The 26,005-nt window shown below is 29.6% G+C and carries 33 protein-coding genes and 1 pseudogene; 26 read left to right on the top strand and 8 right to left on the bottom strand.

The window, feature by feature from the left end:
* Positions 1-2: 2 nt before the first annotated feature.
* Genes rplP through ABXT63_RS03645 form a run of 19 tightly spaced genes read left to right on the top strand, consistent with a single transcriptional unit; the run spans position 3 to position 9,845 of the window.
* The gene (gene rplP / locus ABXT63_RS03735) at positions 3-413 is read left to right on the top strand and encodes a 50S ribosomal protein L16 (RefSeq protein ID WP_271525610.1); all 411 of its coding nucleotides are present in this window, start codon (positions 3-5) and stop codon (positions 411-413) included.
* A gap of 1 nt (position 414) precedes the next feature.
* The gene (gene rpmC, locus ABXT63_RS03730) at positions 415-606 is read left to right on the top strand and encodes a 50S ribosomal protein L29 (RefSeq protein WP_415320171.1); all 192 of its coding nucleotides are present in this window, start codon (positions 415-417) and stop codon (positions 604-606) included.
* A complete protein-coding gene (gene rpsQ, locus ABXT63_RS03725; RefSeq protein WP_415320169.1) occupies positions 599-835 on the top strand; it encodes a 30S ribosomal protein S17 in 237 nt (78 codons plus the stop codon). Before rpmC ends, rpsQ begins: the two co-directional genes overlap by 8 nt.
* Positions 832-1,200: a 50S ribosomal protein L14 gene (gene rplN / locus ABXT63_RS03720; protein ID WP_415309355.1), complete on the top strand. Its 369-nt coding sequence runs from the start codon at positions 832-834 to the stop codon at positions 1,198-1,200. The genes rpsQ and rplN overlap by 4 nt, the downstream gene beginning before the upstream one ends.
* Position 1,201: 1 nt before the next feature.
* Entirely contained in the window at positions 1,202-1,450 is a 249-nt protein-coding gene (gene rplX, locus ABXT63_RS03715) for a 50S ribosomal protein L24 (protein ID WP_415320167.1), read from the top strand.
* On the top strand, positions 1,450-2,004 hold the full coding sequence (rplE, locus tag ABXT63_RS03710; protein ID WP_415320165.1) for a 50S ribosomal protein L5: 555 nt from the start codon (positions 1,450-1,452) through the stop codon (positions 2,002-2,004). The genes rplX and rplE overlap by 1 nt, the downstream gene beginning before the upstream one ends.
* 2 nt (positions 2,005-2,006) lie before the next feature.
* A complete protein-coding gene (gene rpsN, locus ABXT63_RS03705) occupies positions 2,007-2,312 on the top strand; it encodes a 30S ribosomal protein S14 (RefSeq protein WP_271492416.1) in 306 nt (101 codons plus the stop codon).
* Positions 2,313-2,322: 10 nt separating this feature from the next.
* On the top strand, positions 2,323-2,718 hold the full coding sequence (rpsH, locus tag ABXT63_RS03700) for a 30S ribosomal protein S8 (RefSeq protein WP_415320163.1): 396 nt from the start codon (positions 2,323-2,325) through the stop codon (positions 2,716-2,718).
* Positions 2,718-3,257 carry a 50S ribosomal protein L6 gene (gene rplF, locus ABXT63_RS03695; RefSeq protein ID WP_415320161.1) on the top strand — a complete coding sequence of 180 codons (540 nt, stop codon included), beginning with the start codon at positions 2,718-2,720 and terminating at the stop codon, positions 3,255-3,257. The genes rpsH and rplF overlap by 1 nt, the downstream gene beginning before the upstream one ends.
* Entirely contained in the window at positions 3,257-3,613 is a 357-nt protein-coding gene (gene rplR / locus ABXT63_RS03690; protein ID WP_415320159.1) for a 50S ribosomal protein L18, read from the top strand. Before rplF ends, rplR begins: the two co-directional genes overlap by 1 nt.
* 2 nt (positions 3,614-3,615) lie before the next feature.
* Complete coding sequence (gene rpsE / locus ABXT63_RS03685) at positions 3,616-4,128, top strand: 30S ribosomal protein S5 (protein WP_415320157.1); 513 nt, start codon at positions 3,616-3,618, stop codon at positions 4,126-4,128.
* Positions 4,128-4,589 (top strand): 50S ribosomal protein L15, encoded by a 462-nt coding sequence (gene rplO, locus ABXT63_RS03680; RefSeq protein ID WP_415320155.1) that lies wholly within the window; start codon positions 4,128-4,130, stop codon positions 4,587-4,589. Before rpsE ends, rplO begins: the two co-directional genes overlap by 1 nt.
* A 10-nt stretch (positions 4,590-4,599) precedes the next feature.
* Entirely contained in the window at positions 4,600-5,880 is a 1,281-nt protein-coding gene (gene secY, locus ABXT63_RS03675; RefSeq protein WP_415320153.1) for a preprotein translocase subunit SecY, read from the top strand.
* 4 nt (positions 5,881-5,884) lie between these two features.
* A complete protein-coding gene (locus ABXT63_RS03670) occupies positions 5,885-6,526 on the top strand; it encodes an adenylate kinase (RefSeq protein WP_415320151.1) in 642 nt (213 codons plus the stop codon).
* 55 nt (positions 6,527-6,581) lie between these two features.
* Positions 6,582-6,965, top strand: a complete 384-nt coding sequence (rpsM, locus tag ABXT63_RS03665) for a 30S ribosomal protein S13 (RefSeq protein ID WP_415320149.1) — start codon at positions 6,582-6,584, stop codon at positions 6,963-6,965.
* 7 nt (positions 6,966-6,972) lie between these two features.
* Positions 6,973-7,437 (top strand): 30S ribosomal protein S11, encoded by a 465-nt coding sequence (rpsK, locus tag ABXT63_RS03660; protein ID WP_415320147.1) that lies wholly within the window; start codon positions 6,973-6,975, stop codon positions 7,435-7,437.
* A 3-nt stretch (positions 7,438-7,440) separates the two neighbouring features.
* Positions 7,441-8,469 carry a DNA-directed RNA polymerase subunit alpha gene (locus tag ABXT63_RS03655; RefSeq protein ID WP_415320145.1) on the top strand — a complete coding sequence of 343 codons (1,029 nt, stop codon included), beginning with the start codon at positions 7,441-7,443 and terminating at the stop codon, positions 8,467-8,469.
* On the top strand, positions 8,469-8,906 hold the full coding sequence (gene rplQ, locus ABXT63_RS03650) for a 50S ribosomal protein L17 (protein ID WP_415320143.1): 438 nt from the start codon (positions 8,469-8,471) through the stop codon (positions 8,904-8,906). The genes ABXT63_RS03655 and rplQ overlap by 1 nt, the downstream gene beginning before the upstream one ends.
* A 24-nt stretch (positions 8,907-8,930) precedes the next feature.
* Complete coding sequence (locus ABXT63_RS03645) at positions 8,931-9,845, top strand: RluA family pseudouridine synthase (RefSeq protein WP_415320141.1); 915 nt, start codon at positions 8,931-8,933, stop codon at positions 9,843-9,845.
* Here the strand turns inward: ABXT63_RS03645 and lipB are convergent.
* Positions 9,826-10,446: a lipoyl(octanoyl) transferase LipB gene (lipB, locus tag ABXT63_RS03640; protein WP_415320139.1), complete on the bottom strand. Its 621-nt coding sequence runs from the start codon at positions 10,444-10,446 to the stop codon at positions 9,826-9,828. The genes ABXT63_RS03645 and lipB overlap by 20 nt on opposite strands.
* 60 nt (positions 10,447-10,506) lie before the next feature.
* On the opposite strand from lipB, the gene mgtE reads away from it, so the two are divergent.
* A complete protein-coding gene (gene mgtE, locus ABXT63_RS03635; protein ID WP_415320137.1) occupies positions 10,507-11,880 on the top strand; it encodes a magnesium transporter in 1,374 nt (457 codons plus the stop codon).
* On the opposite strand, the gene panC is transcribed toward mgtE, so the two are convergent.
* Positions 11,877-12,722: a pantoate--beta-alanine ligase gene (gene panC / locus ABXT63_RS03630; protein WP_415320135.1), complete on the bottom strand. Its 846-nt coding sequence runs from the start codon at positions 12,720-12,722 to the stop codon at positions 11,877-11,879. The two genes, mgtE and panC, sit on opposite strands and share 4 nt — an antisense overlap.
* Positions 12,723-12,726: 4 nt before the next feature.
* Between panC and ABXT63_RS03625 the strand changes: the two are divergent.
* Both ABXT63_RS03625 and ABXT63_RS03620 read left to right on the top strand, forming a co-directional pair.
* Positions 12,727-13,543: pseudogene (locus tag ABXT63_RS03625) on the top strand (sugar phosphate nucleotidyltransferase).
* Positions 13,540-14,838: a UDP-glucose dehydrogenase family protein gene (locus ABXT63_RS03620; RefSeq protein WP_415320133.1), complete on the top strand. Its 1,299-nt coding sequence runs from the start codon at positions 13,540-13,542 to the stop codon at positions 14,836-14,838. The pseudogene ABXT63_RS03625 and the gene ABXT63_RS03620 overlap by 4 nt, the downstream one beginning before the upstream one ends.
* Here the strand turns inward: ABXT63_RS03620 and ABXT63_RS03615 are convergent.
* Genes ABXT63_RS03615 through ruvX form a run of 6 tightly spaced genes read right to left on the bottom strand, consistent with a single transcriptional unit; the run spans position 14,835 to position 21,230 of the window.
* The gene (locus ABXT63_RS03615) at positions 14,835-15,296 is read right to left on the bottom strand and encodes a RidA family protein (protein ID WP_415320131.1); all 462 of its coding nucleotides are present in this window, start codon (positions 15,294-15,296) and stop codon (positions 14,835-14,837) included. The two genes, ABXT63_RS03620 and ABXT63_RS03615, sit on opposite strands and share 4 nt — an antisense overlap.
* Positions 15,297-15,302: 6 nt before the next feature.
* Positions 15,303-17,888, bottom strand: a complete 2,586-nt coding sequence (topA, locus tag ABXT63_RS03610) for a type I DNA topoisomerase (RefSeq protein ID WP_415320129.1) — start codon at positions 17,886-17,888, stop codon at positions 15,303-15,305.
* Positions 17,889-17,925: 37 nt separating this feature from the next.
* Positions 17,926-18,501 carry a glycerol-3-phosphate 1-O-acyltransferase PlsY gene (gene plsY / locus ABXT63_RS03605; RefSeq protein WP_415320127.1) on the bottom strand — a complete coding sequence of 192 codons (576 nt, stop codon included), beginning with the start codon at positions 18,499-18,501 and terminating at the stop codon, positions 17,926-17,928.
* 2 nt (positions 18,502-18,503) lie between these two features.
* A complete protein-coding gene (pyrC, locus tag ABXT63_RS03600) occupies positions 18,504-19,790 on the bottom strand; it encodes a dihydroorotase (protein WP_415320125.1) in 1,287 nt (428 codons plus the stop codon).
* Entirely contained in the window at positions 19,791-20,732 is a 942-nt protein-coding gene (locus ABXT63_RS03595; RefSeq protein WP_415320123.1) for an aspartate carbamoyltransferase catalytic subunit, read from the bottom strand. It abuts the gene before it with no gap.
* Positions 20,733-20,774: 42 nt separating this feature from the next.
* Positions 20,775-21,230: a Holliday junction resolvase RuvX gene (gene ruvX / locus ABXT63_RS03590; RefSeq protein WP_271519789.1), complete on the bottom strand. Its 456-nt coding sequence runs from the start codon at positions 21,228-21,230 to the stop codon at positions 20,775-20,777.
* 51 nt (positions 21,231-21,281) lie between these two features.
* Between ruvX and gatC the strand changes: the two genes are divergently transcribed.
* From gatC to ABXT63_RS03570, 4 genes are all read left to right on the top strand, one after another.
* Positions 21,282-21,569, top strand: a complete 288-nt coding sequence (gene gatC / locus ABXT63_RS03585; protein WP_415289690.1) for an Asp-tRNA(Asn)/Glu-tRNA(Gln) amidotransferase subunit GatC — start codon at positions 21,282-21,284, stop codon at positions 21,567-21,569.
* A complete protein-coding gene (gene gatA, locus ABXT63_RS03580; RefSeq protein WP_415320121.1) occupies positions 21,569-23,026 on the top strand; it encodes an Asp-tRNA(Asn)/Glu-tRNA(Gln) amidotransferase subunit GatA in 1,458 nt (485 codons plus the stop codon). Before gatC ends, gatA begins: the two co-directional genes overlap by 1 nt.
* Positions 23,027-24,502 carry an Asp-tRNA(Asn)/Glu-tRNA(Gln) amidotransferase subunit GatB gene (gene gatB / locus ABXT63_RS03575; RefSeq protein ID WP_415320119.1) on the top strand — a complete coding sequence of 492 codons (1,476 nt, stop codon included), beginning with the start codon at positions 23,027-23,029 and terminating at the stop codon, positions 24,500-24,502. It begins immediately after the preceding gene.
* A gap of 210 nt (positions 24,503-24,712) precedes the next feature.
* On the top strand, positions 24,713-25,966 hold the full coding sequence (locus tag ABXT63_RS03570) for a S1C family serine protease (RefSeq protein ID WP_415320117.1): 1,254 nt from the start codon (positions 24,713-24,715) through the stop codon (positions 25,964-25,966).
* The last annotated feature ends 39 nt before the right edge of the window (positions 25,967-26,005 follow it).

The raw sequence follows: 26,005 nt of genomic DNA, 5'->3' as shown, positions 1-26,005 counted from the left end.
TTATGTTACAACCAGTTAGAACAAAATATCGAAAAGCACACAAAGGTAGAATTCATGGAACTGCTACTCGTGCTGCAAAGATTAATTACGGTTCGTTTGCTTTAAAGGCAATGGCTCCTGAAAGAATTATAGGAAAACAAATTGAAGCTGCAAGAGTTGCACTAACTAGACACATGAAAAGGCAAGGTCGTGTATGGACTAGAATTTTTCCGAATATCCCTGTTTCAAAGAAACCCGTTGAAGTTCGTATGGGTAAAGGTAAGGGTGCTCCTGAATATTGGGCGTGTAGAGTTAAACCAGGTAGAATTTTATTTGAAATTGACGGAGTTTCAGAAGCTATTGCTAAGGAAGCACTTTATAAAGCATCTGCTAAATTACCTATTAAAACTAAATTTATAAAAAGATTTGCATAGAATGAAAAAACAAGAAATTAAAAAACTATCTAAAGATGAGGTTTTAAAAAATATAGATAAGTTAAAAAAAGATTTATTTAATTTTAGATTCCAAAGAATTAATTCTGAAATTAAAGATCCATCTAAAATTGGACAAACGAAAAAAATAATAGCAAGACTAAAAACCATACTAAAAGGAAAATTAAATGCCTAAAAAAATATTAACAGGGGTAGTTACTAGTGACAAACCTAATAAAACTATTACCGTAGCTGTTGAGAGAAAATATTCACACCCAGTACTTAAAAAAGTTGTTAAAGTCAAAAAGAAATACAATGCTCACGATGAAAATAATAAATTTAAAACTGGAGACACGGTTTCAATTATTGAATGCAAACCTTTTTCTAAAAATAAAAAATTTGAAGTAATGGATGGTTCTAAATGATACAGGTACAAACTGAAATGTTAGTTGCAGATAATACTGGAGCAAAAAGAATTGAATGTATTAAAGTTTTAGGTGGATCAAAGCGAAGATATGCTAGTATTGGTGACACTATTGTTGTTGCTGTTAAAGAAGCAATACCTAAAGGCAAAGTTAAGAAAGGATCAGTACATAAAGCTGTAGTAGTTCGTGTTAAATATGGAATTCATAGAGAGGATGGTTCTAAAGTTAAATTTGATAATAATGCAGCAGTATTGGTTGATGACAAAGGTGAACCAGTTGGTACTAGAATTTTTGGTCCAGTAACAAGAGAATTAAGAAATAAAGGTCAAATGAAAATTATTTCATTAGCCCCTGAGGTTTTATAAAATGATTAAAAAAGGTTCAAGAGTAAAAGTTTTGGCAGGTAGAGATAAAAAAAAAGAAGGCGATGTTATTGAAATTGATAGACCTAATAATAGAGCAAAAGTACAAGGAATTAATATTGTGAAAAAACATGTTAAGACAACTAAAGAGAAAAAAGGTGGAATCATTACTAAAGAAAGTTTTATTCACATTTCAAACCTTGCTTTAATTATTGCTAAAGAAAAAATAAAAAAAACTGAGGTTAAAAAATAATGATGCCAAGATTAAAAGAACTTTATTATAAAGAAATTCAAACTGCTCTTAAAGAACAACTTGGGTTTAAAAATACTTTTCAAGGTCCTAAAGTTGTCAAAGTTGTCATCAATATGGGTTTAGGATTAGATGGTGCTGATGCTAAAATAATGAAGTCTACAGAAGAGGATCTAGGAAAAATTACAGGACAAAAACCTACCATCACAAAGTTTAAAAAATCTGTTGCTAATTTTAAAACAAGAAAAGGCACAAACGCTGGATTAAAAGTTACTTTACGTGGTAACAAAATGTACGAATTTATTGATAGATTAGTCAATATTGCTTTACCTAGAATTAAAGATTTTAGAGGACTATCACCTAAAGGTTTTGATAAATTTGGTAATTACACCTTTGGAATAAAAGAACATATAATTTTTCCAGAAGTTAGTTTTGATAGAATTGATAAAATTAGAGGGCTTGATGTAGTTGTTGTAATTGCAGCTATAAATAAAGATCATAGCCTTGCTCTCTTAGAAAAATTAAATTTTCCATTCATTAAAAAAGGAGACAATTAAAAATGGCTAAAGTAAGTGCAGTTCAAAAAAATGATAAGAGAATTAAACTCTCAGATAGACTTTTTAAAAAAAGACTAGCTTTAAAAAAGATTATTATGGATAAAAAGATTTCCCTTGAAGAAAGGTTTAAAGCACAACAAAAATTATCTAATTTACCTAGAAACTCTGCAAAAAACAGAGTTATGAATAGGTGTCAAATCACTGGAAGACCACATGGTGTTTACAGAAAATTAAAAATATCAAGAATAGCTTTAAGAGACTTAGGATTGCATGGTTTAATTCCAGGCATGACGAAGTCGAGCTGGTAGAAAGGAATATATGAGTTTAAGTGACCCAATAGGGGATATGATCGCAAGAATAAAGAATGCTTTAGTAAGAAATCACAAAAAAGTTGCACTGCCTTCTTCTAACTTTAAAGTAAAAATTGCAGATATTTTAAAAAATGAGGGATTTATAAAAGAGTATAAAATTGATACAGAAAATAAGAAACCAGTTTTATCTATAGATCTAAAATATTATTCAGGAAATCCAGTTATTAGTACTTTTGAAAGAGTTTCAAAACCTGGAAGAAGAATTTTTTCTAGTGCTGACAGTTTGCCAAAAATTAATGGTGGGCTTGGCGTAGCAATAGTATCAACTCCAAAAGGTGTTATGACAGATGTTGATGCTAGAAAACAAAAAGTTGGTGGCGAAATAATCTGTAAGGTATTTTAATGTCAAAAATTGGTAAAATAAATATTACAATTCCAGATAAAGTTAAAGCGGTATTATCTGGTAGTGTTCTCAATATAGAAGGTCCATTAGGAAAAAAATCTCTTAATGTTGATTTAGAAATGTTTAGTGTTGATATTACTGAAGGGAAGGAAATATCAATTAAACCAAAAAAAGTTGACCAAAATTCAAAAAGACTTTGGGGAATGAATAGAAGTTTAATAAATAATGCTGTGATTGGATCTAGCACTGGTTATGAAAAAATACTTGAGTTAGTTGGAGTGGGATATAGAGCCGCATTAAAAGAAAAACAATTAAACCTTCAACTTGGGTATAGTCATGATATAAATTTTGATATACCTGAAGGTATAAAAATTGTTGTTGAAAAACAAACAACTTTAAAAGTTAGCGGTTCAGACAAACAAGAGGTTGGTATGGTTTGTTCAAAAATTAAATCTTTTAGAAAACCAGAACCCTACAAAGGTAAAGGTATTAGGGAAAAGGGTCAGTATATATTGAGAAAAGAAGGAAAGAAAAAATAATGAAACTAAATGCTATAGATAGAAAAAAATTCAGGGTAACTAATAAAGTCAAAAAAGTTTCTTCTCCTGACAGATTTAGATTGAGTATCTCAAGATCTGCAAAAAATATATCTGCTCAAATAATTGATGATGTTAAAAATATTACTTTGTTTTCATCTTCTTCTGTTGAAAAAGATATCAAAGCTATGGATAAAGTTAACAAAACAGATATTTCTAAAATTGTTGCTGAAAGATTAGCAAAAAAAGCTGTAGAGAAAAAAATAACAAAGATCTATTTTGATAGAGGAGTTTATAAATATCATGGTAGAGTTAAGGCATTTGCTGAAACATTACGTAAAAATGGAATGGAATTTTAATTATGGATTTTAGAAATAAAAATGATGATGGCATCTTAGAAAAATTAGTCCACATCAATAGAATTACAAAAGTTGTAAAAGGTGGTCGTAGATTTGGTTTTTCAGCTTTAGTGGTTGTAGGTAATCAAGCTGGAAAAATTGGTGTAGCACATGCTAAAGCTAAGCAAGTACCAGACGCTATTAAAAAAGCGAATGAAACTGCTAGAAGAGTTTTAATTCACATTCCTTTAAGGGAAGGAAGAACTATTCATCATGATGTTTATGGAAAAGATGGTGCTGGAAAAATAATTTTAAGATCTGCACCTAAAGGAACTGGTATTATTGCAGGTGGTCCTGTTAGGGCTGTTTGTGAAGTTTTAGGAATTAAAGATATAGTTGCTAAATCGATGGGGACATCAAACCCTCACAACATGATAAGAGCTACAATGAAAGCACTTTCAAAACAAAATTCACCAAAACATATAGCAACAATTAGAAATAAAAAAATTTCTGACGTAATTGAAAAAAGAGGATAATGAGCACATTAAATACCACAGGAAAAGTTTTATATAAAAAAAAAATGCGAGTTGGTAGAGGTATTGGATCAGGTAAAGGTAAAACTTCTGGAAGAGGGGTAAAGGGTCAAAAATCTAGATCTGGTGTGGCTATTAAAGCTTTTGAAGGTGGTCAAATGCCCTTATATAGAAGACTTCCTAAAAGAGGATTTAATGCCATTAAGAGATATCAAGCCATCATAGCAATAATGAACTTGGAAAAAATTCAATCATATATTGATGAAAAAACTATTAATTCAAATGATGTAATAAATATTGCATTGCTTATAAAATTAAAATTAATCAATAAAAACTCTCAAAAATTAAAGATACTTGGCACAGGGGATATTAAAGATAAAGTTAATATTGAAGCTGATTTAATATCTAAATCTGCAGTAGTTAAATTAGAGAAAGCTGGCGGCACAATACAATTAAAAAAATAATTAAGATATTATGAGTGCATCTTCTCAAACTAATGATCTTAAAAACAGAATAATTTTCACAATATTTATTCTAGCAGTTTATAGGTTTGGCACTTTTGTGCCCATTCCTGGAATTGACCCTGAGCAGCTACAAACAATGATGAGTGGCAACCAAAAAGGTTTACTTGGAATGTTTAATGTTTTTTCGGGTGGAGCCGTAAGTAGAATGGCAATTTTTGCATTAGGTATAATGCCATATATATCTTCATCTATTATTGTTCAGTTATTAACTGGGGTATCTGACTATTTTAAAAATTTAAAAGCACAAGGAGAAACAGGCAGAGCTAAAATCACTCAAATAACAAGATATGGAACTGTTTTGTTAGCCACTATCCAAGGATATGGTTTGTCCATAGGTTTGCAATCTTCTGCAGATTTAGTTATTAACCCAGGTTTATTTTTTACGTTAACAGCGGTCTCAACTATTGTTGCTGGAACAATGCTTTTAATGTGGCTTGGTGAGCAAATAACTCAAAGAGGTATCGGTAATGGTATTTCATTGATTATTTTTGCTGGAATTGTAGCAGAAATTCCAAGAGCTTTAGTAACTACATTTGAATTAGGTAGAACAGGTGCTGTATCAACAATTATGATTATTGCAATTTTTGTACTATTAGTTGCAACGATTATGTTCATTGTTTTTATGGAAAGAGCATTAAGAAAAATTTTAATAAATTATCCAAAAAGACAAATGGGAAATAAAATGTATGGTGGAGAATCTTCTCATTTACCTTTAAAAATTAACCAAGCAGGCGTTATACCAGCAATCTTTGCATCAGCCTTATTGTTACTACCTGTAACCTTTTCTAATTTTAGTTTTTCAGATAATGACTCATTCTTAAACATAAGCTCATACTTTACTCAAGGCCAACCACTCTACATGTTGTTATACGCATCTGGAATAATATTTTTTACTTTTTTTTATACATCAATTACTTTCAACCCAACTGAGACGGCTGATAACTTAAGAAAATATGGAGGCTTTGTTCCAGGTATTAGACCTGGTGAAAATACAGCTTTATACATAGATAAGATTGTAACTAAACTTACAACAATAGGAGCGTTATATTTAACTATTGTATGTTTAATGCCAGAGTTTTTAATTGCAAATTACCCAATACCTTTCTACCTAGGTGGTACTTCAATTTTAATTGTTGTCGTTGTTGCAATTGATACAGTGACCCAAATACAAACTAGATTAATGAGCTCTCAATATGAGCAATTGATAAAAAAAACCAAATTCGGTAAATAATTTTATGAATATAATCTTATTTGGCCCTCCAGGAGCAGGAAAGGGTACTCAAGCACAATTCATTGTAAAAAAACATAATTATTTTCAATTGTCGACGGGTAATCTTTTAAGAGAAGAAGTTAAATTAAAAACTACATTTGGCTCAGAAATTGAACTATTGATATCAAATGGTAAATTTGTTTCAGATGAAATAGTTAACAAGCTTTTAAAAAAATCAATTACGAACCTAAAATTTAGGGACAGAATTATTTTTGATGGATACCCCAGAAATGTTGAGCAAGCTAAAAATTTAGACTTAATTTTAGATGAATTTGATCAAACTATTGCTCATATAATTTTTTTAAATGTTTCAAGGGATGTTATTGAAAAACGTATTATGGGTAGAATGACATGTGATAAATGCAATATGACTTTAAATGAATTTTTTAACAAAGAGCAAATTGAACTACACCCATGTGGCAAAGAGTTCCTCAAGAAGAGAAAAGATGATAATCTTGATATAGTTGTAGCTAGATATGATACATATATGAAAACAACCAAACCTGTACTCGATTTTTACTCAAAAAATGTCAATTTCATAGAAATAGATGGTGCTCTTGAAATCAACCAAATTACCAATAAAATCAATGAAATTCTCAATGTTTAAGACGTTGACTTTGGAATATCTTCTTATATAAAAGGCTAAATTTATTCTCAAAAATATGGCTCGTATAGCAGGTGTAAACATTCCCCAAAACAAACTTGTCCACATAGGACTAAGGTACATTTACGGTATAGGTAATAAATTTTCAAATCAGATTTGCACATCATTAGAAATTCCAACTGCAAAAAGAATTAACGAACTAACAGATGATGATATTTTAAAAATTAGAGAATATATTGATGCAAATTTCAAAGTAGAAGGTGATCTTAGAAGAGATTATTCTTTAACAATCAAGAGACTAATTGATCTTGCATGTTATCGGGGCTCAAGACATAGAAAAAAACTTCCAGTTAGAGGTCAAAGAACAAGATGTAATGCTAGAACTAGAAAAGGTAAAGCTATTGCAATCGCAGGTAAAAAATTAACACCGCTTAAAAAATAATTAATTTATGGCTAAAGTAGATAAAATAGATAATACAGATTCTGTTGTTGAAAAAAAAGTTGAAAAAAAATTAGATAAAAAATCTAAAAAAAGTTCATATTCTAAAAAAAAAAAGATTAAGAAAATTATACTTAATGGTATTGCTTATGTTCAATCAACCTTTAACAATACAATAATTTCAATAGCCGATACTAATGGAAATGTTATTTCATGGGCATCAGCTGGTCAAAAAGGCTTTAAAGGCTCTAGAAAATCAACTCCTTATGCAGCTCAGGTTGCTGCAGATTCTGCTGCTTCTAAAGCATTAGAGTTTGGAATGAAAACGTTAACAGTTCAAGTTAAAGGACCTGGCTCAGGAAGAGAAACAGCTTTAAGAGCATTACAAGCGAAAGGATTTAAAATCCTTTCTATAAAAGATACAACACCAATGCCACATAACGGCGTAAGACCACCAAAGAAAAGGAGAGTTTAATAAATGGAAAGTTTAAATGTAAATGCTAAAAATTGGAAGGCATTAATTAAACCAGCTCAATTAGATGTTAAAATTAGTAATGATAAATCACACGCTAAAATTGTAGCCGAACCATTAGAAAAAGGGTACGGGCTAACTTTAGGCAATTCCCTAAGAAGAATTCTACTTTCATCTATTAGGGGTGCTGCTGTAACTTCAATTCAAATTGATGGAGTGTTGCATGAATTTACATCCATTAAGGGTGTAAGAGAAGATGTAACAGATATAGTTTTAAATGTTAAATCTTTAGCGCTAAAAAGTTCTTCTGATGTAGTTAAAAAACTTGTTTTGGATGCAAAAGGTCCAGGAGAAATTAAAGCTTCTGACATTGAAGCTGTCACAGATATTGAAATTTTAAACCCTGAATTAGTGATTTGTAATTTAGATGAAAATACTCATTTCCACATGGAGATGAATGTTGGAACTGGTAAAGGTTATGTGCCAGCTGTAATGAATAAACCTGAAGAGCCACCACTTGGCTTAATAGCAATTGACTCATTATATAGCCCTGTAAAGAAAGTTTCGTATACGATTAGCACTGCTAGAGAAGGTAAAGCTCTTGACTATGACAAATTAACTATGGAAGTTGAAACAAATGGTTCCATTTCGGCTGAGGATGCTGTTGCATATTCTGCTCGGATTTTCCAAGATCAGCTTAATATGTTTGTTAATTTTGATGAACCTGTGGATGTTCCAATTAAAGAAGTATCAACTGAGCCTGAGTTTAATAAAAATCTTTTAAGAAAAGTAGATGAGTTAGAGTTATCAGTTCGTTCTATGAACTGCTTAAAAAATGATAATATTATTTACATAGGTGATCTAGTGCAAAAATCTGAAGGAGAAATGCTTAGAACCCCAAACTTTGGTAGAAAATCATTGAATGAAATAAAAGAAGTATTAACTGGTATGTCTTTATATTTGGGTATGGAAATACCAAATTGGCCACCAGAAAATATAGCTGAAATGTCTAAAAAGTTAGAGGAGCAAATCTAATGAGACACGGAATGGCTAATAAGAAGCTAAATAGAACCTCTGAACATAGAAAAGCATTATTAAAAAATATGCTTAATTCTTTGATTAAATATGAACAGATAACTACAACTCTTCCAAAGGCTAAATTTTTAAAACCTCAAGCTGATAAGATTATTACCTTAGGTAAAAAAGAAACTTTACTTACAACAAAGCTGCTGATGACTAAATTGCAAGACATAACATCGGCCCGTAAAGTTACAAAAACGTTGTCTAAAAGATATGAAAAAAGAAATGGTGGATATACTAGAATTATCAAAGCTGGTTTTAGATATGGTGATAATGCACCAATGGCAGTAATTGAATTTGTTGATAGAAATGTTGAGGCAAAAAGAGTTGATAGAAAGAAAAAAGAACCAACTAAAGAGCAAAATGAAGAGAAAAAATTAGCTACTGCTTAATTTTTTATATAAAATTATATCATCATGAAAAAGTCATTTAACGTTGATACAACGTTTAACGATATGCGTATTGATAGATGGATACGGAATAACCTTGGTAATTACCCACAAGGCTTAATTGAAAAAAGTTTAAAAAGTGGAAAACTAAAGATTAATAACAAAAAAGTAAAAAGCTCTCACAAAGTAAAAACAGGAGATATTGTTGATTTATTTAACTTTGATTTTAAAGAAACAATTGTTCAAAAAAAAATTAAATTTTTACCATCTGAGGAAGTTATTAAAGAGAATGAAGACTTGATAATTGATAATAATGATGACTTCATTGTATTGAACAAAAGTTCTGGTATTTCAGTTCAAGGTGGAACTAAATCTAAAAAAAACCTTGTAGATATTTTCGCCCGTAGTGATATTTTTCAAAATACAAAACCTTATTCAGTTCACAGATTAGATAAAGACACGTCAGGTGTTTTTATTATGGCCAAACATAGGGAAGCTGCACAATTATTAACATCATTATTTAGATTAAGAAAAGTTCACAAAACATATTTAGCAATATGTCATGGTGAATTACAAAAAGATTTTGGTGAGTGGAATGATGATCTTACAAGATATGATAATGATAAAGAAATAATAGAAAAGGCTAGAACTACATATAAAGTTTTAGACAAAAACTCTATCTGTAGTTTGGTTGAAATGAAACCAATAACTGGAAGAAAACACCAACTTAGAAAACAATTATATGCAGTGGGTTCACCAATTTATGGAGATCAAAAATATAAATTTAATAATACAGATAAAGCTATTAATAAAAATTTAATGCTCCACTCTTATCAAATTAAATTTATAATTAAGGATAAAAAATACACTTACACAGCACTCTTGCCAGATTATTTTAAAAAACTTTTGAAAACTAAAAGGCTTAGATTTCCAAGTTCTTAGTAAAATTTTTAACAATTACATCACTCAAAATATTATAGTTCTGATTATTAATTGATTTGAGATTCGTCACACCTTTATCTAAAATTCCACATGGAATGATACTTTGATATTTTGTAAGATCATTATTAATGTTAATTGCAAAACCGTGATACGCAATCCACTTACTCACACGTACACCAATTGCTGCAACTTTTTTAATATCTGCTTTATCATTAACCCAAATACCAATATTTTTTGGATCACCAAATGATTTAATATTAAATTCAAATAAGCTTTCGATGATTGTTTTCTCAATTAAGGTTATAAACTTTCTAATATCTTTTTTTCTTTTTTTTAAATCTATAACAAAATAACAAATTAATTGTCCTGGTCCATGATAGGTAATTTTCCCACCACGGTTGGTTTTAATCAGGTTTATATGTTTATCTAAAACTTCTTCTTCCTTATAATTTGTACCTGCAGTATAGATTTCTTTGTGTTCTAGGAGCCAAATTAAATCACTTTTTTTATCATTGCTTATTTCCACTACTCTCTCTTCAAGAAGTTTTATAGCAACATCATATTTTACTGGTTTTATTGACTTTTTAATTTCTATATTCATTTATAAATTGTATTATTCTTATTATGCACTAAGAGTGCAAAATTGATTATAGGTAAATTTATGTCTTTAATAAAAAAAATAAAAGATAAAAAAGTTAATTTTGAGTTTAATAAAGAATATTTAAAAGTTGTTACAAATAAAATTGCTAATAACGACGCTCAATTTATTACAAATTCATTTAATGAAATGCACCCAGCTGATGCAGCTGACATTATTGAGCATCTTGGTCAAAATGATAGAGAAAGTTTAATAAAGCTTAATAATTTTAATATAGATCCTGAAGTCTTTATTGAAATCAATAAATCCATTCAATCTGAAATTATTGCTTATCTTTCATCAGATTCAATTGTTAAACTTTTAAAAAACCTTGAGTCCGACGATGCAATTGCAATTTTAGAAAATGTTGATGAAAAGGATAAAAATGACATTTTAAGCTCTTTACCACCAAAAGATCGCTTTGCTTTACTTGAAAGTTTAAGTTATCCAGAAGATACAGCTGCAAGAATAATGCAACGTGAATTTACAGCTACACCAAGTAACTGGTCTGTAGGACAAACAATTGATTATTTACGTGAAAATAAAGATTTACCGGAAGAATTTTTAGAAATTTTCATTGTAGATGAAGACTTTAAGCCAATTGGTACCGTTCCATCCTCTAAAGTTTTAACAACATCAAGAGATACAAAGATGCTTTCAATTATGTCCGAATCTCAATTGCTTATTCCAGTAGATATGGACAAAGAGGAAGTTGGTAATGTTTTTGAGAATTACAATTTGAATTCAGCAGCTGTGGTTGACAAAACAAATAAATTGGTTGGTATGATCATGTATGATGATGTTTTAACTGTATTAAAAGAAGAAGCTGAAGAAGATGCCTTAAGATTGGCTGGGGTAGGTGATGAAGAAATTACAGATGGTGTTTTTAAAAAAACAAAAAGAAGATTTAACTGGCTTTTATTAAATCTTTTTACAGCATTTCTTGCAACTTGGGTTATCAGTTTGTTTGGTGCAACTATAGAACAAATGGTTGTTCTTGCATTTTTAATGCCAATAGTTGCCTCTATGGGTGGAAATGCTGGGATGCAAACATTAGCTGTTACAGTTAGGACTTTAGCAACCAATGATTTAACTAAAAATAATTTTTCCCAGAATATTTTAAAAGAATTTAATATAGGAATATTAAATGGTATTATTTTTGCTATAATTAGTGCTCTTGTAGTACAACTTTGGTTTAAAGATCCTTTACTTTCCATGATTATATCTATGTCAATGATTGTTACAATGATAGTTGCTGGATTATTTGGAATTGTAGTTCCAATAACATTAAAAAAAATGAATATTGATCCTGCTATTGCATCAAGTGTGTTTGTTACAACAATAACAGATGTTATTGGTTTTGTTTCATTCCTTGGTGTTAGTGCATATTTTCTTTAAAAATTATCTATAAGTCTTACTTTATTTAAATAATATGACACAAAAAGTTTAAATGGCTTATTGTGTAGACCTGTACTTAAGTTGATCAAATTTCGACATTCCAAGTATTCAATTTTAATATTAAATCTTATAATTAGCTCTTCTTTTACAGTTTTAATTAGATTTTTTGATTTTTTTTTATTTTTGCTTATTAAGCTTTTTAAATTAAATAATTTATTAGTAATTAAACCAGCTATTTTAAGGTCATCACTATTTAATAAGTTATGTCTTGAGGATAAAGCAACTTTATTTGAATTTCTTATAGTTTTACCAGAATAAACTCTACACTTATATTTCTTTTCAATAAATTTTTTAACTAGAAAAAATTGTTGGTAATCTTTTTCTCCCATAAAAACTATTTTTGGAGATATCAATTTCATAAAACGGTTTAAAACATTCAAAACACCCTCAAAGTGACCTTTTCTAAATTTTGCGCACAATATCTTATCAACTTTTTTTAATGAGATTTTAGATATTTTTCCTAATTTGTAAATCTGAGCCACAGTAGGTATATACACATAATCAACTTTTAATCTTTTAAGAACTTTAAGATCATTATTCAAGTTTCTAGGGTAAGTTTTATAATCTTCTTTGTTATTAAATTGAGTGGGATTGATAAAAATACTTACTATTGTTTTTGTGCATTTTTTTTTGGATATTTTGATTAAAGATTCATGACCTTTATGTAGACTGCCCATTGTAGGAACAAACCCTAATTCTTTTTCTTTATTAATTGCCTTATTTAAATCAGTTATTTGTTTTATTAATTTCATTTGTAATAATAAGATTAATAAGTAAAACATTTATATGATTAAACAAGCTATAATTCCTTTAGCAGGAACTTGGTACGAGACTTTTACCTCTTACAAGTGTTTTCGCTAAAGAGCTTTTGCCCATTAACGGAAAGCCCGGAATAGAATATATTTTAGATGAATGTATTGAAGCTGGTATTAGAGAAGTTATTTTTATCATTTCACAAAAAAAGTTAATGATTAAAAAATATTTTTATAACGATAAATTTTATAAGGACATTATTAAACGTAAAAAAGACCCGCGTATTATAAAAGAATATAAAAAAATATTAAAATACAAAAAAATGATTAAGTTTGTATTTCAAGAGAAGCCACTTGGAACAGGTGATGCTGTTCTTAAAACTAAAAAACTTATTAAAGGTAAATATTTTTTAATGTTGTTACCTGATGACTTAATAATTAGACATAACTGCTCAAAATCTATGATTGCTGTTCATAAAAAACTTAACACCTCTGTTATGGCTAGTATGAAGGTTAGTAAAAATCAAGTTACACGGTGGGGCATTTATAACATTAAAAAAAAAATTGATGATAAGAATTTTATAATTAAAAGTGTAGTAGAAAAACCGTCTATTAAAGATGCACCATCTAATAATGCAGTTATAGGAAGATATATATTATCTAAGGCAATTTTTAATAAATTATTAAAACTTAAACCTGGTAAAGGTGGAGAGATTCACATTACAGATGCCATACAATCTTTAATCAATGATAATAATAAATTTATAGGTCATAACTTTTCAGGAAAATATTTAGATTGCGGAACAATGAGTGGTTATATTAACTCAACTTTGGAGATTGTGAAAAAATGAAATTATGTATGATAGGAACGGGCTATGTTGGTTTAGTTAGTGGTGTTTGTTTTTCTGACTTAGGAAATGATGTTATTTGTGTAGATCATGATAAAAAAAAAGTTGAAAAATTAAAAAGAGGAATTATTCCAATCTATGAACCAGGTTTAGAAGAATTAGTTTTGAAAAATTACACCAATAAGAGGTTAAAATTTTCTACTGATTTAAAAGATTCTATTTCAAATTCAGATATTATATTTATTTGTGTTGGGACACCCTCTAAAAAAAATGGCAATGGTGCTGATTTAAGTCAAATCTATAATGTTGCCAAAGAAATTAGAGGCTCTATTTCTAAATTTAAAATCATAATAACCAAATCTACAGTTCCTGTTACAACTGGTGATGAGATTGAAAAGATTATTTCACAAAAAGTGTCTAAAAAACTTTTTTCTGTTGTATCAAATCCAGAGTTTTTAAGGGAAGGTGAGGCTATAAGGGATTTTATTTACCCTGATAGAGTTATAATTGGTACAATGGATAAAAAATCTAATAATGTTCTAAAAAACCTTTATTCACCTTTAATATCAAAAGGAACAAAATATGTTAATACATCAAGAAGAGCTGCAGAACTAATAAAATATGCATCTAACGCTTTTTTAGCTACAAAAATTACTTTTATTAATGAACTTGCAAATTTGTGTGAAAAAATAGATGTCAATATTGAAGATATTTCTATTGGTATGGGTCTTGATAAAAGAATAGGTGGACGTTTCTTAAGAGCAGGACCTGCATATGGCGGATCATGCTTTCCTAAAGACACTAAAGCAATTATTAATACAGCTGATAAATTTAAAACAAATTTATCTGTTATAAAAAGTGTCATTAAATCTAATGACAATAGATCTTCATTATTATTAAAAAGAGTTTTTAATATTTTAAATGGCAATGTTAAAAATAAAAAAATATGTTTTTTAGGTGTTACATTTAAAGCTAATACTGATGATATGAGGGATTCAGCTAGCTTATCGATGATACCATCATTGGTTAAAAAAGGTGCTATAGTAAATTATTTTGATCCAACAGGTGAAAAATATGATCTTAAAAAATTGAAAAATGTTAATTTTTCAAAAAATATTAATTCTGCAATAAGAGATGCAAACTTAATAATAATTCATACAGAATGGAATGATTTTAAATCGATAAACTTTAAAAAAGAGGTTAAAAGTAAAAATTTCATAATATTTGATATGAGAAATATCTATTCACACACTAAAATGAAAGAATTAAAAATTAAGTATTTTGGCGTTGGTCATTAATTTAATTCAAAAATAGCATCAACCTCTACAGACACACCAAGTGGTAAACTATTTGTACTAACAGCAGCCCTTGTGTGCATTCCTGCATCTCCAAAAACAGAAACTATTAAGTCAGATGCACCATTTATTACTTTAGGCTGTTCTATAAAATCTTCAGTTGAATTAACAAAACCTGTTAATTTTACACAAGATTTTATTTTTGATAAATCTTCATTACATGCCTTTTTAACTTGGGAAATTATATTTAAACCACATCTTTTAGCCGCTTCATAGCCATCTTCTGTTTTTAACTCTTTTCCAATTTTACCTTTTATTAATTCACCATTTGCTGATATCGAAATTTGACCAGATATATAAAGTAGTTTGCCAACAATTTTTGTAGCAAGATAAGATCCAACTGGATCTCTTGCTTCTGGCAGTTCTAATTTTAACTCTTTAATTTTTTCATCAAAATTCATGATTATTTACCTTTTTTTCTTTTTTTTTAATTTCTTATTTTTATCGTATTCTTTTCTTTTCTCAATTAATATTATAGCTTCTTCCATATTAAGCTCTAAAGGGTCTTTTTCCTCTGGTATCGTTGCGTTAAGAGACTTATACTTGACATAAGGTCCATATTGACCCTTCATTACTCTGACAGTTTTTTTATCATCGGGGTGTTCCCCTAGATCCTTTATAATTGATGTAGACATTCTTCCTGGTTTAGCCTCAGCTATTAGAGTTATTGCTCTATTAAGCCCAATTGAAAAGATTTCGTCAACATTCTCAATTCGTGCTGATTTATTTTCACATTTTAAATATGGACCAAATCTCCCTGAATTTAATATTATATCTTTTTGATTTTCAGGGTTAATACCTAAACTTTTTGGTAAAGAGCACAAAAAATTAGCTCTATCTAGATCTACGCTATCCAATGGAATTCCTTTTGGTATAGAAACATTTCTTAAATTATTATCTTTTTTTTCAATCTTCTTTTTTTTCTTTTTCTTTTTTGTTTCAACTAAAACCTCTTCTTTTATTTCTTCAATTTTTTCATATTGTAAGTAGGGGCCAAACCTTCCATTTTTAAGATACATATCATTGCCATTTTCATGTTTTCCTATAAACTTTGGTTCAGCTAGCTGAGATTGAGCAGCTGCTTTAGCTTTAGACAATGGTCTAGTAAATTTACAATCTGGATAATTTGAACAACCAATAAAAGCACCACCTCTAAAACTATTTTTTAAACTTAATGATCCATTTTCACATAACTTACATTGTCTATTAATATTTCCATCTGTATCTCTTTCAAAAATTAAACTTCCTAGACTATCGTTTAATAGATCTAAAACCTCTCTAGTTCTTTTCTCTTTAACGTCAGATACATTTTGATTAAAGTCTTTCCAAAATAACTCTAGAACTTTTATCCATCCTTCCTTACCGGTAGTAATATCATCAAGTTGATTTTCTAAACTTGCAGTGAAGTTATAGTCAACATATTTAGAGAAAAGTTTTTCAAGAAAAGCAGAAATTAGTTTACCACGATCTGTTGGATGAAATCTTTTATTAATTGCTTCTGCATACCCTCTGGTAGATATAACAGATATTATACTCGCATATGTTGAAGGTCTTCCAATGCCCAGTTCTTCTAATTTTTTAACTAAACTTGCTTCAGAGTATCTTGGTGGTGGTTGTGTAAAATGTTGTTCATCTAATAAAGCTTCTATATTAACTGGACCTTTGTTCATTTTAGGTAGGATATCTTCATCATCATCTTTTTTTGTATCTTTCATAACCTTTAAAAAGCCATCAAACTTAATAACAGATCCACTTGCTTTACAGATTGTTTCATTATCGTCTGAGGTTATTGTTATAGTATTTCTATCAAATTGAGCAGGTTTCATTTGCGAGGATAGGGCTCTACTCCAAATTAAATCATATAATTTATGCTGATCTGGACTTAGATATTTTTTAACAGTTCCTGGCGCACGCATAATATCTGTGGGTCTAATTGCTTCATGTGCTTCTTGAGCATTTTTAGCTTTTTTTCCAGAGTAACTTGCTGCATTATCTGGAACATATTCATCACCAAACTCATTTTTTATATATTTCCTAAAGGTGTCTATAGCGTCCGTAGATAAGTTGGTGCCATCTGTCCGCATGTAAGTGATAAGACCAATAGTTTCACCATCTATTTCTATACCTTGATAAAGTTTTTGAGCTATTTGCATTGTACGTGATGCTCCAAATCCTAATCTACCAGAAGAAACTTGCTGTAATGTAGAGGTAGTAAAAGGGCCAGATGGGTTTCTGTTAACAACTTTGCTTGAGATATCATTTATATTGAACTTCTTAGACTTAACTTCTTCGATTGCTTTATCAATTTCAGCTTTATTTTTAAAAGAAAATTTTTCAATTTTTTTATCATTCAATTGAGTGATACTTGCTAATATAGATTTTTTATCATTGTCGTTGAATTGAATACTTAAAGTCCAAAATTCTTCAGGATCAAAAAGCTCAATTTCATGTTCTCGTTCTGTAATTAATTTTAAGGCAACTGACTGGACACGACCTGCAGATTTAGAACCAGGTAACTTTGTCCATAAAATTGGTGATATATTAAAACCAACTAAATAGTCTAAGGCTCTTCTAGCCATATAAGCATCAACAAGAAGTGGCTCTATTTGTCGTGGGTTTTCAATTCCATGAATAACTGCTTTTTTTGTAATTTCATTAAAAACAACCCTTTCTACATGTTTGTCTTTAATTAATTTTTTTTCATTTAAATATTCTTTAACATGCCAAGCAATTGCCTCTCCCTCACGGTCGGGGTCAGTTGCTAGTATGATTTTTGATGAAATTTTAGCTGCATCTGTAATTTCTTTAAGATATTTTTTAGAAAAACTATCTACTTCCCATTCCATTTTAAAATTATTTTCTGGATCAACAGAACCATTTTTCGAAGGAAGGTCTCTAATATGACCATAACTTGCCAATACAATATAATCATCACCTAGATATTTATTGATAGTTTTTGCTTTAGCTGGGCTTTCTACGACTACAAGATTCATTACTAAACAAATTACTTAAAAGACTTAGATAGTCAAATCAATAAATTTTAGTCTGACTTTCTTCTTTGTTTTTCAATCGTTTGACGTTTTCTCTGTGTGTATAGAATATAAGCACAAACATTATTACGAAAAATATTGAATTATAATTTTCAAAAATTATTAAATAAATTGGAACCATTAAACTACCAACTAGTGATGAAAGTGATGAGTATTTTGAAATAAGAAATGTAACAGCCCAACTAATAATAAATACTAAACCCAAAACTAAGTTTATCGAAAATAATATTCCAACATATGTTGCAACACCCTTGCCCCCTTTAAACTTAAGCCATACTGGAAAAACGTGACCTAAAAACGCGCTTAATGATGAAATAAAGATATAATCGGGATAATTAAATTTTACATATAAAACAGGCAATACAGCTTTTGTTATATCTAGTAATAAAGTTGTATAGCCTAACGTTTTATTACCTGTTCGAAGAGCATTTGTAGCCCCAATATTTCCTGAGCCAATATCTCTAATATCTTTTTTTAAAAATATTTTTGTAAGTATAAAACCAAAAGGTATTGATCCTAATAAATATGAGCTTAATGCAACAATTAAATATTCCATTGTTATAACTTAAATAATTCTTCACCTTTTACAAATGTATTAGTGACTTTACCTTGGAGTTTTTTGTCTTCTATGGAAGTGTTTTTTGATTTGGAGATAAGTTTATCTTTTTTAACAACCCATGGCTTATCAATATCTACAATGCAAAAATCTGCTTCATTACCGACTGAAAGATTACCCTTATCAATTTTCAAAATTTTTGCAGGGTTTGATGTTAAGGCTTTAATTATAGTTTCTAATTTAATAGAACCATTGTGATATAACTCTAGACTTAGTGATAAAAGTGTTTCTATTCCAGAAGCTCCTGTAGATGCTTGTGCAAACGTTAATCTTTTCTGTTCTTCATCTTCAGGTTTGTGGTCAGATACAATAACATCTATCGTTTCATCTTTTAATCCTTGCACAAGAGCAATTCTATCTTCTTCAGTTCTTAATGGTGGTGATAATTTTAAAAAAGTTCTGAAATCTCCTATATCATTTTCATTTAATGAAAGGTTATTTATGGAGACACCTGTCGTAAATTTAACTTTATTTTTTCTTTCCTCAATAATTTCAACTGATTTTGCAGCTGAAATTTGTGATATGTGATATCTACATTTAATATTTTCAAGTAACGTTAAATCTCTTTCAATAATTATTCTTTCAGCAATAGCAGGTATTCCAGATAACCCAAGTTTGGTTGCAATAATTCCTGAATTAATCATTCCATTTTTAGATAAATCATAATCTTCAGCATGCTGCATGATTAGTGTACCTAAATCTTTTGCTGAGTTCATTATACGAGACATCAGCCTAGTATTTTGAATTGTTTTAACACCATCAGTAAATCCAATTATTCCTCTACTTTGAAGTAAACCAAATTCAGTCATGGTAGTTCCTTCAATATTTTTTGTAAGAGCGGCACTTGGAAAAACATTAATTTTAGATTTGTCTCTTCCACGTCTTTTTAAAAAATCTACTATTGAAACGTTGTCAATAATTGGATCGGTATTAGGCATAGTAACAACTGAAGTAACACCTCCTGCAAGTGCTGCATTACTTAGAGTTCTAAAATTTTCTTTATATTCATAACCAGGCTCACCTGCAAAGACCCGCATATCAACAAGACCAGGGAATATATATTTGCCATTTAAGTCTATTATCTTTTCTCTTGATGGAATGTTGTTAGAATTTACTTTTTTACCAATAGCTTCAATTAAACCATCTTCACTAATAATTAATCCACCGTTCTCATTGATAGAATTATGAGGGTCAATTATATTTACATTTATAAAGTATTTTTTTTTCATTTATTCACAAAATATTTTTAAACAAGCCATTCTTACTGCAACACCTAGTTCAACCTGCTCCTTAATAACACTTCTATTAATATCATCTGCCAATTTTGTATCAATTTCGATCCCTCTATTCATTGGACCTGGATGCATAATCAAAGCATCATCTTTTGCATGAATAAGCTTATCTGGAGTTAGTCCATAATATTCATAGTATTCTCTATTTGAAGATAAGAAAGAACTAGTCATCCTTTCATTTTGTAGTCTTAGCATCATTACAATATCACAATCTTTCAGACCTTTTTTCATATCTGTAAATGTATTAACACCAAACTTTTCTATTTCTTTTGGCATTAAGTTTGATGGTGCAATAATGTTAACTTCTGCACCCAACATATTTAGAAGATAAATATTTGATCTTGCAACACGTGAATGAGTTATGTCACCACAAATCGCAACTCTTAAACCTTCAATTTTTTTTTTACGGTTTATAATTGTTAAAGCATCTAATAAAGCTTGAGTAGGGTGTTCACGGCTTCCATCACCAGCATTAAGTACTGCACAATTTACTTTTTGAGATAAAAGATTACATGCACCTGAATCCTGGTGTCTAATTACAATTATATCTGGATGCATTGCATTTAAAGTCATTGCGGTATCTATTAGTGTTTCACCTTTCTTAATTGCTGAGTTAGACATATTCATAGACATAACATCTGCACCTAATCTTTTTCCAGCTAATTCAAATGAACTTTGTGTTCTAGTAGAGGGTTCAAAAAACAAATTAATTTGAGTTTTACCACTTAATACATTTAATTTTTTGTTTTTACTTTGATTTAATTTAATGAAACTTTTAGCTTCTTCTAAAATGAAATTAACATCATTAATTGATAGATCTTGAATACCTAGAAGGTGTTTTTGAGAAATTTTAATAGCTTTATATATTTTGGTTGCCATTAAAATTAACTCTATAACTATTAACTATCACTATGGCAAGTATTAATTATTTAAAAAGTCTATTGCCCCTTGTAAAATAAAGGCTGCAGCGTTTTGATCTATTGTTTTTACTCTTTTTGAAACATTAACGTCTAATAAACTTGATAGATTAAATGCACCAACTGTTGAAAGTCTCTCATCCCACAATATTACAGGCAGGTCTATAGACTTTGATATATTTGATGCAACGTCATTAACTGATTGAGCAGATCTTCCTAGACTGCCATCCATATTAACTGGGTTCCCTACAATTATTCCACCAATATTATTATCTTTAATTATTATCTTAAGTTCATCAATTAGTTCGTTTGTGTTGGTTTTGTTTATTGTTTTAAAGGGTGTAGCTATGGATTGTCTTTCATCACAAATTGAGACGCCAATTCTTTTAGATCCTAAATCTAAACCAATAAATCTTACCTTATTTGAGTGTTTTATTTTAAAATCTTCAATTGTGATCATATTGTATATTTTATACTTAAGTGATAGTTTGCCGACATATTTAATTACCACATGACAATTGATCTTAAAACAATAAAGCATATTTCTAAATTATCAAGAATCTCAGTTGATGATGCAAAAGCTAATAAATTAGCTGGTGATCTTAACTCTATATTTGATTTCATTGAAAAATTGAATGAACTTAATACTGACAATGTTGAACCTTTAACCTCTGTTGCAGAAACTACATTAAAATTAAGAGCTGATGAGGTTAAAAGTGAAAATATAAGAGATCAAATATTAAAAAACTCACCAGAAGAAAATGAAGATTTTTTTGTTGTACCAAGGGTTGTTGAATAATGTCAAATATTACATCACTCACATTAACTGAATTAGTTAAAAATATTAAAGATAAAAAAATTTCTTCTGAAGAAACTACCAAAGCTTTTATTGATAGAGGAGAAAAGTCTAGAGATTTAAATGCTTACATAACAGAAGATTTTTCTAATGCACTTTTGAAAGCTAAAAGTTTTGATCAAAAACCTAATTTTGATTTAAAGCTTCCAGGTGTTCCAATGGCAGTTAAAGATTTATTTTGTACCAAAGATGTAAAAACTACAGCAGGTAGTAAAATTTTAAATACTTTCATTCCACCATACGAGTCTACTGTTACTCAAAATATTTGGAATGAAGGTGCAATATTACTAGGTAAGTTAAATTGTGATGAATTTGCAATGGGCTCATCTAATGAAACTAGTTTTTTTGGAAATGTACAAAGTCCAATAGATAAAGGTTTAGTACCAGGTGGATCTTCAGGAGGCTCTGCATCAGCTCTAGCAGCTAATTTAACACCTATTACAATTGGAACTGATACTGGTGGCTCGATTAGACAACCCGCTTCATTTACAGGTACTGTTGGATTAAAGCCAACTTATGGAAGTTGCTCAAGATACGGAATAGTTGCTTTTGCTTCTTCATTAGATCAAGCAGGACCAATGTCTAAAGATGTAAAAGATTGTGCATTACTTCAGGAAATAATTAGCACTTATGATGAAAAAGATTCAACATCAATTGATTTTAAAAGAAATGAATACAGCAAAGAACTAACAAATAATATTAAAGGTAAGAAAATAGGAATTCCGAAAGAATATAGAGTTGATGGAATGCCAAAAGAGATAGAAGATTTATGGACTAAGGGTATTGAGTATGTAAAAGATTGTGGTGCTGAAATTGTTGAAATTTCATTGCCTCATACAAATTATGCTTTACCTACTTATTATATAGTAGCCCCAGCTGAAGCTTCTTCAAACTTAGCTAGATATGATGGTGTTAAGTATGGTTTTAGATCTAAAGGTGAAAACCTTATTGATATGTACGAAAAAACAAGATCCGAAGGTTTTGGTAGCGAAGTTCAAAGAAGAATAATGATAGGAACATATGTTTTATCCTCCGGTTATTATGATGCTTATTATCTAAAGGCACAAAAAGTTAGAAAATTAATTAAAAATGATTTTGATGAAGCTTACAAAAAAGTTGATGCAATTTTAACTCCATCGACACCAAGTGCTGCTTTTAAAATTGGTGAAAAAACTAATGACCCAGTTTCAATGTATTTAAATGATATATTTACAGTTCCAGTTAATTTGGCTGGATTACCGGCAATTTCAATTCCAGCAGGTGTGGATGCTAACGGCTATCCTTTAGGACTACAAATTATAGGCAAAGCTTTTGATGAGCAGAGTATCTTAAACATTGCTTATGCTATGGAAGAAAAAATTCAATTTAAAAATAAGATTACTGACTGGTGGATTAAATAGATGACTAAAGATAATTCAGAATATTTAATTGAAAGACGAGATAATGTTTACGAAGTGGTAATCGGTCTTGAAGTTCATGCGCAAGTTACATCAAATTCAAAATTATTCTCATCTTCATCAACAACTTTTGGTGCCGAACCTAATACGCAAGTAAGTTTAGTTGATGCTGCATTTCCAGGAATGCTTCCAGTTATAAATGAGTACTGTGTAAAACAAGCGATTAAAACGGGCATAGGTTTAAGAGCTCAAATTAATAAAAGATCAGTTTTTGATAGAAAAAATTATTTTTATGCAGACCTTCCACAAGGTTATCAGATCTCACAATTTAAATATCCAATAGTAGGAGAGGGCATTGTTATTCTTGATATGGCATATGGCCAAAAGGAAGTTGGTATTGAAAGATTGCACTTAGAACAAGATGCTGGAAAGAGTATTCATGATATGGACCCACAAAATACATTAGTTGATTTAAATAGATCTGGTGTAGCTTTAATGGAAATTGTTAGTAAACCAGATATGAGAACTCCAGATGAAGTTAGTGCTTATGTTAAAAAATTAAGATCTATTATGAGATACCTTGGTACTTGTGATGGAAATATGCAGGAAGGTTCTTTAAGAGCTGATGTTAATATTTCTGTTAGAATTAAAGGTTCTGATGAACTTGGAACCCGTTGTGAGATTAAAAATGTTAACTCAATTAAATTTATGCAAATGGCTATTGATTATGAGGCCAATAGACAAGTTGACTTAATTGAAGAAGGTAAAACAATTGATCAAGAAACAAGATTATTTGATACTAAAAAAAATGAAACAAGATCTATGAGATCTAAAGAAGATGCTCATGATTATAGATATTTTCCAGATCCAGATTTATTACCATTAGAAGTTACTGATGAATTTATTGAACAATTAAAAGCAGATATTCCAGAATTACCCGACGATAAGAAAAAAAGATTTATTGATGAATTTAAAGTATCTCCCTATGAAGCAACAATTTTAGTATCAGATATTGAAACAGCTAAATATTTTGAGGAAGTTGTTGCTAAAATGGGCAAAAACAAAGATATGAAGTTAGCAGTTAATTGGATTACAGGTGAATTATTTGCTGTTTTAAACAATAAAAATTTAGAAATCACACAAAGTCCAATAAGTGCAAAAAATTTGGCAAAGTTAATTAATCTAATTAAGAATGGAACAATTTCTGGAAAAATAGCTAAAACAATATTTGAATTAATGATGGATGGAGACATAGATCCTCAAATAATTGTTGAAGAAAAAGGTTTAAAACAAGAAAGTGACCCTAAAGCATTAGAGGCTTTAATTGATAAAATTATCAATGATAATAGAGAAAAAGCTATTGAATATAAGAATGGTAAAGAAAAACTTTTTGGTTTCTTTGTAGGTCAAGCAATGAAAGCTTCAAGTGGCAAAGCCAACCCACAATTAATAAACGAAATATTAAAGAAAAAACTTTAATATTATATAAATTGGTAGACACAAAGGACTTAAAAGCCGAGGGATTCACAAGTGAGTCAGTCTATAGTAGTCCAAGGTAGTCCAAACATCCTATAAAATCATATAACTTTAATTTAGTGTTCAATTAATATCATAATATAAGACTTAATTAATTTGCTCAAACTGGAGCAAGACTGGAGCATAGAGAGATAATATTATATGCTTTTATTAATGAAAAAACTTTTAGGGATCATAATTGTCGGTTTATTGTTGAGTGGGAATGCTTATGCAAAAGCGAAATTGGGAATACATTTTAAAAATGATAACATGATAGTTATCGAGTCTTCAAATGGTATGTTTAGCCATTTTTGGGGAAGATCTTCTAAAGAAAGAGAAAAAAATTTAGATAAAGCATCAAGTATTTCCAAAGAGCATTGCAATATTTATTCTAAAAAGACATATCTTTTTAGAGGATATAATCTTGAAGATGGTGAGCAAGATGGTTTTTTTGCTATTAAAGGAAAAGGAGAATTTGATATAATAACAAGCTCATATAAATATCATAGAATAAGATTTATATGTGCAAATAATCTTGAAGATGCTTTAAAAATATTAAAAGAGGACATTAATAATAATGAAATTGCGACCATTAATAGTAAGGATTATTTCCTTTATAATCTTGATGGTTGGAGAGCAGAAAAATTTAAAAAAGTTCCAGAAACTCTGATAACTGAAAAGCTTAAAAAGAAAGAAGAAAAAATAGCTGAAAAACCTAAAAAGAAAAAACCAAAACAATTACCAGATGACAATAAGGTTGTTGCTGCATCATCTGGAACAGGTTTTATCGTATCAAAACAAGGTCACATAATAACTAACAATCATGTTGTTGATAGTTGCAACACTATGAAAGTTACCTTTAATGGAAATGAAGTAGACGCAAAGACTTTAGCTGTTGATAAAATGAATGACATAGCAATACTTAAAGCAAACATTAAACCAGAGAGTATTTTTCCTGTATCAAATGATGACGTATCGTTATTAGAGGATGTAGTTGTAGCTGGTTATCCATTAGGAAAAAGAGTTAGCTCCGCAATCAAAACACACAAAGGTGTAGTTACAGCTCTTGCAGGTGCAGGGGACAACTACTCTAACTTTCAAACAGATGCATCAATAAATCAAGGTAATAGTGGTGGACCTATAATGAATCAAAAAGGTAACATAGTAGGAATTGCGGTAGCTACATGGGTGCAGGAGGGAGTTCAAGGTGTTCACTTTGGAATTAAATCATCAACGTTAAAGACGTTTGCTAACTCAAATAACTTAAAATTTTCAAGTCCAAATTATCTAGAATTATCAAATAAAGATTTAGGTAAATTAATTACAGATGCAACAGTTTATTTAGAGTGTCATATGACTGTTGCTAAGATTAAAAGAATCATTGCAGAAGCAAATAATCGAAAAGCATTCTTTAGTGAATATCAGTAATTTATTATAGGATAATATGGGACAACTGGAGCAAGACTG

Source organism: Candidatus Pelagibacter sp. Uisw_092 (assembly GCF_047729545.1).
GTDB lineage: Bacteria > Pseudomonadota > Alphaproteobacteria > Pelagibacterales > Pelagibacteraceae > Pelagibacter.
The sequence above is the reverse complement of the archived record's forward strand: the minus strand, read 5'-3'. Positions and strand labels throughout refer to the sequence as shown.

Bases quoted from the DNA above. Each gene is read 5' to 3' on its own strand.
- gatC (WP_415289690.1), top strand. From the start codon at position 21,282: ATGACAATTGATCTTAAAACAATAAAGCATATTTCTAAATTATCAAGA.
- pyrC (WP_415320125.1), bottom strand. From the start codon at position 19,790: ATGAAAAAAAAATACTTTATAAATGTAAATATAATTGACCCTCATAAT.
- rpmC (WP_415320171.1), top strand. From the start codon at position 415: ATGAAAAAACAAGAAATTAAAAAACTATCTAAAGATGAGGTTTTAAAA.
- rpsQ (WP_415320169.1), top strand. From the start codon at position 599: ATGCCTAAAAAAATATTAACAGGGGTAGTTACTAGTGACAAACCTAAT.
- ABXT63_RS03670 (WP_415320151.1), top strand. From the start codon at position 5,885: ATGAATATAATCTTATTTGGCCCTCCAGGAGCAGGAAAGGGTACTCAA.
- rpsK (WP_415320147.1), top strand. From the start codon at position 6,973: ATGGCTAAAGTAGATAAAATAGATAATACAGATTCTGTTGTTGAAAAA.
- mgtE (WP_415320137.1), top strand. From the start codon at position 10,507: ATGTCTTTAATAAAAAAAATAAAAGATAAAAAAGTTAATTTTGAGTTT.
- ABXT63_RS03615 (WP_415320131.1), bottom strand. From the start codon at position 15,296: ATGAATTTTGATGAAAAAATTAAAGAGTTAAAATTAGAACTGCCAGAA.
- ABXT63_RS03570 (WP_415320117.1), top strand. From the start codon at position 24,713: ATGAAAAAACTTTTAGGGATCATAATTGTCGGTTTATTGTTGAGTGGG.
- rplR (WP_415320159.1), top strand. From the start codon at position 3,257: ATGAAACTAAATGCTATAGATAGAAAAAAATTCAGGGTAACTAATAAA.
- rpsM (WP_415320149.1), top strand. From the start codon at position 6,582: ATGGCTCGTATAGCAGGTGTAAACATTCCCCAAAACAAACTTGTCCAC.
- gatB (WP_415320119.1), top strand. From the start codon at position 23,027: ATGACTAAAGATAATTCAGAATATTTAATTGAAAGACGAGATAATGTT.
- lipB (WP_415320139.1), bottom strand. From the start codon at position 10,446: ATGAATATAGAAATTAAAAAGTCAATAAAACCAGTAAAATATGATGTT.
- ABXT63_RS03620 (WP_415320133.1), top strand. From the start codon at position 13,540: ATGAAATTATGTATGATAGGAACGGGCTATGTTGGTTTAGTTAGTGGT.
- rpsN (WP_271492416.1), top strand. From the start codon at position 2,007: ATGGCTAAAGTAAGTGCAGTTCAAAAAAATGATAAGAGAATTAAACTC.
- ruvX (WP_271519789.1), bottom strand. From the start codon at position 21,230: ATGATCACAATTGAAGATTTTAAAATAAAACACTCAAATAAGGTAAGA.
- rplE (WP_415320165.1), top strand. From the start codon at position 1,450: ATGATGCCAAGATTAAAAGAACTTTATTATAAAGAAATTCAAACTGCT.
- rpsE (WP_415320157.1), top strand. From the start codon at position 3,616: ATGGATTTTAGAAATAAAAATGATGATGGCATCTTAGAAAAATTAGTC.
- rplN (WP_415309355.1), top strand. From the start codon at position 832: ATGATACAGGTACAAACTGAAATGTTAGTTGCAGATAATACTGGAGCA.
- topA (WP_415320129.1), bottom strand. From the start codon at position 17,888: ATGAATCTTGTAGTCGTAGAAAGCCCAGCTAAAGCAAAAACTATCAAT.
- ABXT63_RS03655 (WP_415320145.1), top strand. From the start codon at position 7,441: ATGGAAAGTTTAAATGTAAATGCTAAAAATTGGAAGGCATTAATTAAA.
- rpsH (WP_415320163.1), top strand. From the start codon at position 2,323: ATGAGTTTAAGTGACCCAATAGGGGATATGATCGCAAGAATAAAGAAT.
- rplQ (WP_415320143.1), top strand. From the start codon at position 8,469: ATGAGACACGGAATGGCTAATAAGAAGCTAAATAGAACCTCTGAACAT.
- rplO (WP_415320155.1), top strand. From the start codon at position 4,128: ATGAGCACATTAAATACCACAGGAAAAGTTTTATATAAAAAAAAAATG.
- panC (WP_415320135.1), bottom strand. From the start codon at position 12,722: ATGTTTTACTTATTAATCTTATTATTACAAATGAAATTAATAAAACAA.
- rplP (WP_271525610.1), top strand. From the start codon at position 3: ATGTTACAACCAGTTAGAACAAAATATCGAAAAGCACACAAAGGTAGA.
- ABXT63_RS03595 (WP_415320123.1), bottom strand. From the start codon at position 20,732: ATGGCAACCAAAATATATAAAGCTATTAAAATTTCTCAAAAACACCTT.
- gatA (WP_415320121.1), top strand. From the start codon at position 21,569: ATGTCAAATATTACATCACTCACATTAACTGAATTAGTTAAAAATATT.
- rplF (WP_415320161.1), top strand. From the start codon at position 2,718: ATGTCAAAAATTGGTAAAATAAATATTACAATTCCAGATAAAGTTAAA.
- ABXT63_RS03645 (WP_415320141.1), top strand. From the start codon at position 8,931: ATGAAAAAGTCATTTAACGTTGATACAACGTTTAACGATATGCGTATT.
- plsY (WP_415320127.1), bottom strand. From the start codon at position 18,501: ATGGAATATTTAATTGTTGCATTAAGCTCATATTTATTAGGATCAATA.
- secY (WP_415320153.1), top strand. From the start codon at position 4,600: ATGAGTGCATCTTCTCAAACTAATGATCTTAAAAACAGAATAATTTTC.
- rplX (WP_415320167.1), top strand. From the start codon at position 1,202: ATGATTAAAAAAGGTTCAAGAGTAAAAGTTTTGGCAGGTAGAGATAAA.